An 11,747-nucleotide genomic window follows, 5' to 3' on the forward strand; every position below is an offset into this window, starting at 1 on the left:
ACCGGTGGCGCGGGCGCCGCGACGGATCCTCCTCGTCCGGCTGAGCGCCGTCGGGGACGTGGTCAACACGCTTCCGGCGCTCGAAGCGATCCGTTCCGCCCTGCCCGAAGCGTTCCTCGGGTTCGTGGTCGAAGACCGGGCGCACGATCTCATTTCGCGCCATCCGTCGGTGGACCGGGTGCATCTCTATCGCCGAAAGCGCTGGGCGCGCATGGCGCTTCAGCCCACGCGCTGGGGCGCGCTCTACGAGGAATTCGGCCGTTTCGTGTGGGAGCTGCGGCGGGAGCGCTATGAGGTGGCCCTCAACTTTCAGTCGAATCTCAAGGGGGCCCTGCACACCCTTCTGAGCGGGGCGCCCCGCCGGATCGGGTTCGCGCGCGGCCACTGCCGGGAGTGGAGCCACCTTCTGGCCAACGAGCGCGTCGTGCCCCCCGAGGGCGGGCGGATCAACCGGGTGGACAAATTCCTCTCGATGGCCGCCGCGCTCGGGATCCCCATCCGCGGCGCGGCCTACCGGCTTCCGGAGACGCGCGAAAGCGGCCGCCGCGTGGCGGAATGGCGGGCGCGCGCGGGGCTGGGCGAGTATGTGGCGATCCACCCCGGGACGAGCGACTTCGGCCGGCTCAAGCGCTGGCCTCCGGAACGCTTCGCGGAGCTGGCGGCGCGGATCCGGAAGGAGCTCGGCCTCCCGGCGGTCGTCACGTGGGGCCCCGGCGAGCGGCCGCTGGCGGAAGGAATCGTCGCCGCCAGCCGCGGCGGCGGCGTGCTGGCCATGGAAACCGCCTCCATCCTCGACCTCGCGGAAATCCTGCGGCAGGCGCGGCTCTTTGTGGGGTGCGACTCGGGGCCGCTTCATCTGGCCAGCGCGGTGGGCGTGCCGAGCGTCGCGCTGTTCGGCCCCAAGGATCCCCGGATCTACGGCCCCTACAATCCGCTCCGGAGAGTGGTCCTCAAGGGCGAGCCCGGCCAGGCTCCCATGGACGCGATCTCCGTCGAAGACGCCCTCGGGGCGGTCCGCGACCTCCTGGAGGAAATCCGCGCCGCGCGGCTCAGCTCTTGAAAAGAAACAGCGCCGCGAGGTCCAGAAGAAAGAGCGCCACGATCGTGGCCTCGAGAACGATCATCCGGCGCTCGTTGATCTCCTGGTGCACGAGCGAATAGAGCCGGTCGAGCTCCAGGAGCTTCGTGTCCACGCTCGCCTCCCAGTGCCCGAGGTGGAAACGGTCCTTGCACGCCAGATAGACCCGCGCCAGATACCAGTCCCCCACGAACTTCGTGATGTTGGAAAGCTCCTCGGACATCTTGGTGATGTCCATGCGGATCGACCGGAGGGCGCGCATCCGCTTCTCCGTGCGATGGAAGAGGCTCCGCCGGCGATAGTACTCGTCGAGGTCCTCGTACGCCTCCAGAAACAGCCGATCCAGACGGTCGTCCAGCAGCTTGAATTCCTCGAGCTGAAGGTTGGCCAGCTCGATGACGTAGAGGACGTCGTCGTAATAGCCGCTCCGGTCGATCACGAGCGCGGCGTCCCAGTCCACCACCACCACGTCGTCGCGGGTATACGAGAGCGCCTGGCTGAGGGTTTCCTCCACCTGGCCGGCGGCAAGCCGCCCGGGATCCGGCTCCTCGTTGAGGAGTCCCGCGACCTCTCCGCCGCGGGAGCGCACCCAGTCCATCGCGTCGCCCTCCGCGTCGCTGATGCAGAAGACGGTGTACGCTTCCGCCGGCGGACGCTCGACGCTGGGACGGTCCATGAAGGGACGCAGCTCCTCGGCCACCCGCGCGCACAGCTCCTCGGCCCGCTCCGTCAGCGTCCGGGACCCCGCCCGGATCTGATGGTAGGGCACGAGGTCGGCCAGCGTCCCCACCTCGAAGGGAACCTCGTAGGAGATCGAGACGACTCCCACGTCGAAGATCTTCACCACGGGCGCGATGCGGACGCGGCCGACGCTCGAGTCGGCCTGTTCTTCCGGAAGCCGGACCATGAGCGGCCGGTAGAACGGAACGTCCCGGGGGGCCGTTCCCCCCACGCGGATCTGGAAGGGCTCCGGACGCCGCGAGAGCACCTCGGTCACGCGACCGGAATGGATTTCGCCGGCCACGTCGAAGGCGTAAAGATAGACCACCGTTCCTTTCATCCGACGGGCAGTCTATCTTTGCGGCCGCCGATTACAAGAGCGCGCCGATCAGACGATCTTCCGGAGCCGCTGAGCCTTGGCGATTTCGGTGTGCAGGAACCGGATCCCCAGGCTCAGGGCCCCGTCGCTCGTCACGAACCGAACAGGCTCGCCCAGGATCTCCAGGCCCTTCAGGGGCCCCTCGAGGAGACGGATCCCGACCGTATAGGGCTCGGCCGGCAGCTTGCGCTCCGGAAGCACGATCCCGGTCAGCAGGCTCCCGCTGAGGGAAACGTTCTTCATCACGGCCTGCCCGCGATCGAAAAGCGTCCCGTCCTTCCGGTAGACGCTGATCTCCAGGGGGACGGAAACTTCCTTTCGGGGGTGGCTGCGCCGGTGGGAGAACTTCAGTTTGTTGAAGTCGTAGCCCAGCTCTCGGGCGACCTTGAAGACCCTTCGAACGGTCTCCTTGCGGAAGACGGAGCCGGGCCGGCGATTGAGGATCTTATTGACCGAGGAGACGTCCAAGCCGACGCGCCGGGCGATCTCGAGCTGCGTGACCATGCTCTGTCCCTCCTTAGAACCCGCACCCCGGCCGCTCGCCCTTAATATACACCCCCCTCGATTCGCAGGATAATTCTTTTTTTTGCGCCCTTCCGGCGAGGCATGAAACTTCTACCGCCGACGGCGGATCTCGAAGACGAGACGGACGCGGAACGCCCGCTCCCGGCGCTCTATCGCAGGGGCTTGGGCTGCGCCTTCTCCCACTCCTCCCGGGAGACCCGGCGCGCCTCCTGGAGGTGCACGAACGTCCCCATCTTGTTTCCCACCACGACGTCCGGCCGCCCGTCGCCGTTGACGTCCGTGGCCACGACCTGGGTCCCCACGCCCGAGGCGTCGTCAATCAGGTACGGCACGAAGTCGGGCCCCTGCGGGCCGCGCACAAGCCGGAACCAGTAAAGGACCGGCGGCGCCAGGGGCTCCGCGTCGCCCTTCGAGCCGTGCGCAAAGTGCCGCTTCCCCGTCACCAGGTCCTTCAGGCCGTCCCCGTCCACGTCCACCAGGTCGATCGCGTGCGGCTGGGAAAACTTCACTCCGTAACGGTTCTCTTCGGGCTTGGACCCGACGATGAGATGGCGCCGGAAGCGGATTTCGCCCCCTTCGCGCACCTGCTCCCACCAGGCCACCCCGTACTGATGCGCGTGCACCGCGCCCAGAATATCGCTGTCGCCGTCCCCGTCCACGTCATAGGCATAAATCTGCGCCCCGGCTTCCCCGAACGACGCCGGCCGCCGGGTCCACATCGGATCCCCCTCCAGATGGGAGGGTTGCTCCCACCAGCCCCCCGTCTCCAGAAAATCCTTCCGGCCGTCTCCGTTCACGTCCCCCAGCCCCAGGCCGTGGGTGAATCTCTGATAATGCCCCTTCGGCGAAATCGCATGGAACTTGCCGTCCCGGATCGTCACATAGCCCAGCTGGCCCCCGCTGGCGCAGATGATCTCGGGCACCCCGTCGCCGTCCACGTCCTCGAACCCGGGCGATTCCATGTCCACCGACTCCCACAGCACGTGCCGCGGCCAATGCCCGGGCCGGCCCTGCGGATTCTCGAACCACGAGGCGTCCTTGCCCGGAAAGCCGTAGACGAGAATGTCCGTCCAACCGTCCTTGTTGAAATCGTAGGTGAAGACGAAGAAACAGTTCGAGTAGTCGTTGTCCTTCTTGTACGTCCGGACGGGAAAGTATTCATGACGCCGGGTGAAATCCGGTCCCTCGTACCACCAGGGTCCCGACGCCACGTCCATGCGCCCGTCCCGGTTGAAATCCCCCGCGTGGGCGCCTTCGGAGACGAACTGATCCGAGAGGACGATCTTCTTCCAGGTCCGAACCACGTACTCCTCTCCCCTGCCCTCCTGCAGCACCGGCACGAGCGCCAGAATCGCCGCCCACATCATGGTTCCCTCCCCGGAATGCGCCGGCCCCCTCAGCGGGCCGTCTTGAGCTCGAACGCGGGGTTCGCCTCGAGGCGGATGTTGCGGAACCGGACCTCGAGAGGCCCGCCGCTGTGGATCTGCAGGGCGATCTTCCCCCGCAGAACCGGTTTCGGGTCGGTGAAATCGACACACACTTTCCCGTTGAGCGCCGTGCGGATCCGGTTTCCCACGGCCACGATCTCGTAGGTGTTCCACTCCTCCGGCTTCACGAACGCGTCTCCGTCCACTTTGACGAGGAGGCCCCGCCCGTGCTCGTCGTAGAGTTTTCCCCACCATCCCTTGCCGATGTCGGCCTGGTAGCCCCGCGCGTGGCCGTCCGGAAGCCGCTCGCTGCGGAACTGGATGCCGCTGTTTTCGCGGTCGGGCACCAGGCGGACTTCGAGCGTCAGGCGGAAGTCGCCGACCTCCTTCGCGTAGTACAGGAACTGATTCTTCTTCTGCGGGCCCCGGCCCACGATCGCGCCGTCCTCGACGCTCCAGGCGGAAGCATCCCCTTCCCAGCCGGTCAGATCCTTGCCGTTGAAGATCGACTCCTCGCCCGCGGCCGGAAGGGGCACCTGCACCGGGCTCTGGAGGTACGCGATCAGGTCCCGGATCTCCTGGGCGGAGAGATTCGCCAGAAGCCCCTCCGGCATCATGGAAACCTCGCTCGTCCGGACGGCATCCACTTCGTCCTTCGGCAGCACGACGACGTCGTTTTCCGTGACGATCGAAATCGACCGGCCGTCGCCCGGCCGCAGAATGCCGGAAATCACCCGGCCGCTCTTGGTCCGGACGGCCGAGGCCTGGTAGTCCTTCCCCACCACGGCGCTCGGATCCACGATGTTCGAAAGCAGGTAATCGAGTTCCGCGCGGTTGGACCCCGTCAGCTCGGGCCCCACCTTTCCACCCCCTTCGAAAAGGGTGTGGCATTGCATGCACGTCCGGGCGAAAATCGCCCGGCCGCGCGACGGATCCCCCTTGGGCCCGGCCTGGATCATGGTCTTGAGCTCGGCGATCTCGCGGGCTTTCGCTTCGGGCGTCGCCCGCACCCGGCCCCACTCCGTCTCGATCCAGTTGTTGATCGTCGGATCCCGATGCTCGCGAAGCTGCCGGATCGTGGCGGCCGTCAGGTCCGAGCGCGGCACGACGTTGCGCCGAACGGCGCCCACGAGCTCCAGCGCGTACGCCTTCCGGGAAGCGAGCGTGTTGACGGCATCCCTCCGCTCCGAAACGTCCAGCGAGGGATACACCCGCAGGATGGCCTCCGGCGCGGCCGGCTCATCGAAGGCCGCCAGGGCGCGGATCGCCGTCCCCCGTACCGCGGGATCCTCGACAAGCTTAAGCAGGATCGCCGCGAGTCCCGCATACCGAACCCCCAGCAGCGTCTCGAGCGCTTTGCCGCGCGCCGCCGGGTCGGCCTTCGCGTCCGCCAGCGTCCGAACCAGACCTTCCAGGGCCGACGCGTCCCCGAAGCGCGCCGAAAGGTCCCGCACGAGCGCCCGCACTTCGGCGCTCGGGCTTTCGGACAGGCGGGCGGCCAGTTCCGTCCACCCCTTCGGCATCTTCACCGTCTGGGCGCCGAGGCCCTCGCGCATGCCCCGGAGGATGTCGGCCTGAGCCTGGACGTCATCGGTCTGTTTGAGCACCTCGACCAGCAGCGAAAGGTTGTCCCCGCCTTCGGGGTCCTGGGGGACCCCTCCCGCCAGCGCCGCCACGACGAAAAGAAGCGTCATCCCGATCCTTTCATTTTCCCGCCGCCAGCTTCCGAGCGATAAACTCCCGCACCCGCGGAATCTTCGTCCGGGCGGCCAAGGCCGCTCCGGCGGCGGAGTCGGCCCCGACCACCGGCTCCACAGCATACCAAATCATCAGCGGAAGGTTGGCGTCCGAGGCGTCTTCGGCGCGCCCGACCAGCCCCTCGAGGATCTCGCGCCGGTCCGGCACCGGAAGCCTCTGGCACGCCGACGCCAACGCCAGCCGCACGACGGGCGAAGGATCCGTGCGCGCCAGCTCCGCCAGACGCGCCCGAAGCGCCGCCGAGGGCCGCCCGTCCTCGCAGGCCAGCCGCACCGCCCAGGCGCGCACGCGCGGATGCTCATGCTCCAGCCCGCGCCGGACCCGCTCCTCCGTGAGCCGGCCTACCGCGTGCAGGCACCAGAGCGCCCGGAGCGTCCGCACGGGATCCGTCCCGCCCCAGGCCAGCCCGTCGAGCCGGGACTCCATGTCCGCCGCCCGCCGTTCCTGGAGCACCTTGCGGGCATGCCGCACATACCATTCATTGCGGTGAAGCTGGAGGGCCACGAGCTCCTCGTTGGAAAGCGCGCGAAGGTTCGGCCGCGCCGGCGCCGGACGGCCGTACGCCACCCGGAAAATCCGGCCGTTCGTGGTGTCGTGATCCTTGGGATTGCCCGTGTGGCACTGCTGCTTGTCATACCAGTCGATCACGTAGACCGTCCCGTCCGGGCCGTAGCGGAGATTCAGAATCTGCGACCAGCGGTCGTTGGCGCGCAGGAAGTCCGGGCCATGCCGGCCGACGAATCCCGACCCGCGCGGCTCCAGAACGTCCATGTTCACCCGCGCGCCGTGGATGTTCGAGAAGAAGATCCGGCCGCGGTACTCTTCCGGCCAGTTGTCCCCCAGGTAGATCATCGCGCCGCAATGAGCGTGCCCTCCGCCGGCGGCGTCCGAGATGCCGTTGCCCGCGTGCGGCCCCCGCGCCCCCACGTAGTGGAGGTGATCGGCGATCGTCTTAAGATCGTCGTACGTATGCGGATTGAAATGCCGGCCGGCCTGCCGGTGGTAGCGCGCTCCCGGGATGACGTGCCAGAGATGCGGGATGACGCACGCCGTCGCGAACGCTTCGCCGTGCGCGTCGAAATCGATCCCCCACGGGTTGCTCGTCCCTTCCGCGAAGATCTCGAACACGCGCCGCTGGGGATGATAGCGCCAGAAGCCCGCGTTGATGGGCCGGCGCTCCTCCGGAGGCGCCCCCGGACGCCCCACGTTCGAGTGGGTGAAGACGCCGTGGCACCCGTAAAGCCACCCGTCCGGACCCCAGATGAAGGCGTTGAGGGTTTCGTGCGTGTCCTGGTGTTCCCACCCGTCCAGAAGCACTTCCGGCGGACCGTCGGGCCGGTCGTCCCCGTCGCGGTCGGGAACGAAAAGGAGATAAGGGGGCGCGCCGATCCACACGCCCCCGAAGCCCACCTCCAGGCCGCTGATGAAATTGACGTTCTCCAGGAACACCGTGCGACGGTCGTGCGTCCCGTCCCCGTCGGTGTCCTCCAGCACGAGGACGCGGCACGAGCCGCCCTTTTCCGGAGGGCTCCAGCGCGGATATTCCGGATTCTCCGCCACCCACAGTCTTCCCCGCTCGTCGAGGGCCATCGCGATGGGCTGCCGGATCTCGGGTTCCGCGGCGAAGACCGTGGCCGAGAACCCCGGCGGCAGCGTCATGGCCCGGACCGCCTCGGCGGCCGAAAGTCCGGCGAAGCGGAACTCGTCCCGGCGCGGGGCTTCCCCGGGCACGCGGGCGCCCGGAAGGTCCGGCCGGCGGGCGTGAAACCGGAAATGATCGAAATTGATGTGCCCCCATCCGCCGCTGTGACGGTCCACCAGGCGCACGCGCAAGGTCTTCCCCACGTAAGGCGTCAGGTCCACGACGACCGGACGCATGTCCTCCCGGTCCTCGCCCGAGACGCGCGCCACAACGCGGTTCTCCTCGACCAGGACAAGCTCCACGGCGGTCGTCTCGTGCGACCCTCCGCCCACGCGGAAGCTGGCGAAGGGATGCGCGATCGGGAAAGGCTCGGACGTCAGCGTTCCCTGAGGCCCGTCTCCGGCGACCTCGTAGGTTCCGATCCAGTACTCCCCTACGTGGCCGCTCCTCATGTCCGCCCGCCGCGCGGAGACGGTGTCCCCGCGAACCGGCTGGCGCTGGAACGCGTCCCCTTCGGCCTGCCAGTCCCGGAGCGTCCCGGTCTCGAAGTCGAGGTTGAGCGTCCGGCCGGAGGCGTCCGCGGGGGGCACTCCTTCGTCCCCCCCCGCCATCGGAACGAGCGCCAGGAGCCACAGCGCGCGCGTCATGGGGCCCTCCTTTCCGACGGGGACCCACGCCCCGCGCCCCCACGCTACCTGCTTGAACTCCGCCGCTCCATGAGAAGGGACGCAAAAATATTGAGAATTTTCACCGCCCGCCCCGAAGGGCCCGACGCTCCGCCGCCGCCGCAACTGAGGATTATTTCCCGGCCGGCTCCTCCCGGATCGAGACCTCCGCCCAATACGCGAGCTCGACGCCGACCCCGCCCGGGCGATTGACGAGTTCCACGAGAACGGCCTTACCGGCGTGGGGGGTGAGGTCCACGGAGACCTCCAGCCACCCTCCGGGAGCGGTCCGGGGATTGACGGGCCGGCTCAGGACCTCCCGGCCCTCCACGTTCACCGCCAGCGTCCACTCGCCTCCGTCGGGGTGCCCCACGACCGCGCGGAGCGTGGTCTTGACCCCCTCGGCGACCTCCACGGTGCGCCGCAGCGTCGGTGCGGTCCCGAGATTCGGCGGCGCGGTCACGAGCACGCCGGAGCGCCCCCGCACTTCGACGAGCTTCTCGGTCATGGGCGTCCGGGCCGAATTCACCAGTTTCCATCCCGGGGCGAACTCCCGAACCGCCCGCGCCTGGCCCGAGAGCCCTCCCGCGCCGGCCTGCGGCTCCGCCGCGCCCGGGGCGCCGGGGTTGGCCACCGGCGCGCCCCCGCGGGGGGCCGCGCCGCCCGTGGCGACGGCTTCGCGCCGGAGGGGGGCCGTGCCGCGGCGCAGGAACAGGATCGCGAAACACGTGTTCACGTTGACCTGGCTCGGCAGCCGATCCCCCGGATCCCAGAACCCGAAAGGATTCTGCGTCTTCAGGAGGTGATGGGCCCCGTCGGGATACCACTCGTGCGCCCCGAACTGCTCCGTGCCGTAGAGCATCCCCACGCGCTCCAGCCCGTAAAGGTAGTACAGATACGCGAAGTTCTTCTTGCGGGGATTGGCCGTGACGTCGTAGTTCTTCACGATCCATTCCAGCCCGCGCTGCACGCTCGAGTCCGCCCTATAGTTGATCCCCAGGTAATAGTCGTAGATGCACAGCGCCCCCACCGCGCCGACGGTCATGCTGCCGTAGCTCGTGTTGGAGACGCCGGTTTCGTTGTCCTCGCCTCCCTGGGAGCCGTCGCCGTTATATCCCCAGCCGCCGTCGGAGTTCTGCGATCCGACCCACCAGCGCCGCGCCGCCTGCAGGACGCGCGCTTCGATGTCGCATCCGGCCTCGATGCACGCGCGCAGGCCGAGCGCCGCGTACTGGGAGTTGGAGTTGTCCCCGGCCGGCGGCCCCGGCCGGCGCTTCCGGATGGGAATCTTCCGAAGCGGCTCCGTCTTTCCCGGACGGGACGACGTCGCCCCGGGCGGACGCGCGCCGGACCCGCCCGTTCCCGGACTTCCTCCCGTGGCGACATCCTCGGGCGCCTTGCGGCCCCCGCCGGCGGTGGCCGTGTCGGCCGGCGGTCCCGGCTCCGGAGGAAGCGGCTCTCCGTAATCCCACTGCCCGTTCTGGCATTGATTGTCCACCAGGAACTGGGCGCACTGGGCGATGCGGGCCTGATACTTGCGCGCGTTGAGCTTCTGAAGCGCCATGGCCATGAGCGAAGCCGTATACGTGGATCCGATCGGCTTCTGGAGCACGTATTCGACGAGGGGCTGAAGGGCGGGATCGCCGTCGGCGTAGTAGCCCGAGTGAGCCAGCGTCAGAAGCACCAGTTCCGCGTACGACTGGAGCGCTTCCGGCTGATGGCGCTTCCCGTGAGGAAACGTGCCGAACGCCCCGCCGGCGGACAGCAGGAACGCGCATCCCTTGCGGATGGCCTCGTCCACCTTCTCCTGATCCACTTTGGGATGAGCGGGGACGGGCTTGGCCGGATCGGGCGGTACCTGGGGCGCGGCGGCCGAAAGGAGGATCCCGAAAGCGGCGAGCGTCTTCATGGCGCTCCTCCCTCGAGGAAATCCGGCCCGCCGCCGCACGCGATTATACGGAGGCGGTCCCGCGAAGGGAACCGGAATCCGCCCGCGTCGTTTCTCCTGAAGCCCGGGCGGGGGAGCCCCCTCGAGGCGAGCCTTGACACCGCCGCCCCCCGCCGGGGAGGATAGCCGCGGAGGTAACCGCCGCGTATGAGCCGCATCGCCATGGCCGTGGCCTGCCTGGCCGCCGCTTGGGTCCAGACCCCCGTCCCCGTCCCGGACCCCGCCCCCCGCCTGCGGGGACTCCGCGCATGGGACTCCTGGATCGCCGACTTCGACCCCGAGGGCAAGAGCTTTCTGGCGGAGTTCAAGGACCTCCTGGACTGGATGGGAAAGAACGACTACTCGGCGCTTCTTCTGCGCGGCTTCGTGGACGACCGCCACGGCGGCGAGCCGGCCGCCCGGGAGCTGGTCCGCTACGCGCGGTCTCGCGGGATCCTTCTCCTGCCCGCCGTGCGCCTCGACGCCGAAGGATTCGTCGCCCATCCCAAGGAGCATCCGTTCGCCGCTGAAACGGCCCGGCGCGCCGCGGCCGCCGCCCCGCGCCCCGGCGAGGCGGGCTTCTGCACCTCGCGGCCCGAAAACCTGGCCTGGCTGCGGCGGGGAACCGAATGGCTTCTGGAGACGTTCGAGGTGGACGGCGTCGTCCTCGAAACCTCCGAAGAGGCGCCCCGTTGCCGCTGCGCGGAGTGCGGCGAACGCGGCGAAGCGGCGGCCGCCGGAGGCCTGGCGGATCTCTGCCGCGCCGCCCCCATCGTGGCCGACGTCTTCCGCCAGAAGCGCCCCCAGGGTCTTGTCCTCTGCGCCCCGGCCGCCTGGCCCGGAGCGGAGCGCCATCCCGAAACGGCCCCCATTTTCCGGCACGTTCCCGAGAACGTACTTTTCCTGCGGGAACCCGGCGCGCTCCCGGCCGACGAAGCGATCTCCCCCGCCCGGCGCGTGGTCGCCCTGGTTCCGGGCGGCGGGCCGGCGCACCACCGGCGCACCCTCCGCCTGCCGGGCGGACTCTACCGGTCTTTCCGGCCGCGCTTCGAGGAAATCCACCGCGCCTGCGCCGCGGCGCGGCGCCTGAAGCCCGAAGGCTTCTTCGCCTCCGTCGCCGCCAGCCCGAAGAATCCGGACGCGGAGCTCGCCCTCCTGGCCTTCTCCGAATTCTGGCGCGCGCCCGATCTGACCGTGGACGACTTCCTGCGCCGCCACCTGGCGCGCCTCTACGGCGAGCAGGCGGCCCCCGACGTCCTGCGCCTCTTCGCCGCCCAACCCGCCCTGCACGACAAAGCCCTGCCCTTCTGGGAAGGCTACGACGGCCGCTGGCCCGCCGGCTCCGCCGAAACCGCCGGGGCCGCGGCGCGCGAACTGGCCGCGCAGAAGGCACTCGCGCAGGCCGCCGCCGCCAAGGCCACCGCGGATGGAAAGCGCCGCCTGGACGCGCTGGCGGCCGTCCTGGACGAATACCGCATCGTCTGCGAGGCCGCCGCATCCCTGCCCTCCGACGGTTCCCCCGAATCCAAGGCGCGCCTGGCGGAGTTCTATGAGAAAGCCGGACTCCCCGACGAGCTTTACGGGTTCAAGGCCTGGAAGAAAAAATAGGAGGGCCCGGAGCCCCGT

8 protein-coding genes are annotated in these 11,747 nt (G+C 69.0%); 2 read left to right on the forward strand and 6 right to left on the reverse strand.

Annotation, left to right across the window (positions count from 1 at the left end):
• The first annotated feature begins 4 nt into the window (after window positions 1-4).
• Window positions 5-1,060 (forward strand): glycosyltransferase family 9 protein, encoded by a 1,056-nt coding sequence (locus VNO22_07080; protein HXG61116.1) that lies wholly within the window; start codon window positions 5-7, stop codon window positions 1,058-1,060.
• Here VNO22_07080 and VNO22_07085 read toward each other — a convergent pair.
• The 6 genes from VNO22_07085 to VNO22_07110 all read right to left on the reverse strand — a co-directional run bounded on the left by VNO22_07085 (window position 1,050) and on the right by VNO22_07110 (window position 10,103).
• Window positions 1,050-2,138 carry a hypothetical protein gene (locus tag VNO22_07085; GenBank protein ID HXG61117.1) on the reverse strand — a complete coding sequence of 363 codons (1,089 nt, stop codon included), beginning with the start codon at window positions 2,136-2,138 and terminating at the stop codon, window positions 1,050-1,052. The two genes, VNO22_07080 and VNO22_07085, sit on opposite strands and share 11 nt — an antisense overlap.
• 48 nt (window positions 2,139-2,186) lie before the next feature.
• Window positions 2,187-2,681 (reverse strand): PilZ domain-containing protein, encoded by a 495-nt coding sequence (locus VNO22_07090; protein ID HXG61118.1) that lies wholly within the window; start codon window positions 2,679-2,681, stop codon window positions 2,187-2,189.
• 170 nt (window positions 2,682-2,851) lie between these two features.
• Window positions 2,852-4,069: a VCBS repeat-containing protein gene (locus VNO22_07095; GenBank protein HXG61119.1), complete on the reverse strand. Its 1,218-nt coding sequence runs from the start codon at window positions 4,067-4,069 to the stop codon at window positions 2,852-2,854.
• Between the two features lie 29 nt (window positions 4,070-4,098).
• The gene (locus VNO22_07100) at window positions 4,099-5,823 is read right to left on the reverse strand and encodes a family 16 glycoside hydrolase (protein ID HXG61120.1); all 1,725 of its coding nucleotides are present in this window, start codon (window positions 5,821-5,823) and stop codon (window positions 4,099-4,101) included.
• Window positions 5,824-5,833: 10 nt separating this feature from the next.
• Window positions 5,834-8,176: a PVC-type heme-binding CxxCH protein gene (locus VNO22_07105; protein HXG61121.1), complete on the reverse strand. Its 2,343-nt coding sequence runs from the start codon at window positions 8,174-8,176 to the stop codon at window positions 5,834-5,836.
• A 151-nt stretch (window positions 8,177-8,327) separates the two neighbouring features.
• Entirely contained in the window at window positions 8,328-10,103 is a 1,776-nt protein-coding gene (locus VNO22_07110) for a prenyltransferase/squalene oxidase repeat-containing protein (protein HXG61122.1), read from the reverse strand.
• A 186-nt stretch (window positions 10,104-10,289) separates the two neighbouring features.
• On the opposite strand from VNO22_07110, the gene VNO22_07115 reads away from it, so the two are divergent.
• Complete coding sequence (locus VNO22_07115) at window positions 10,290-11,729, forward strand: hypothetical protein (GenBank protein HXG61123.1); 1,440 nt, start codon at window positions 10,290-10,292, stop codon at window positions 11,727-11,729.
• The last annotated feature ends 18 nt before the right edge of the window (window positions 11,730-11,747 follow it).

The organism is Planctomycetota bacterium (genome assembly GCA_035574235.1).
Taxonomy (GTDB): Bacteria; Planctomycetota; MHYJ01; order MHYJ01; family JACPRB01; genus DATLZA01.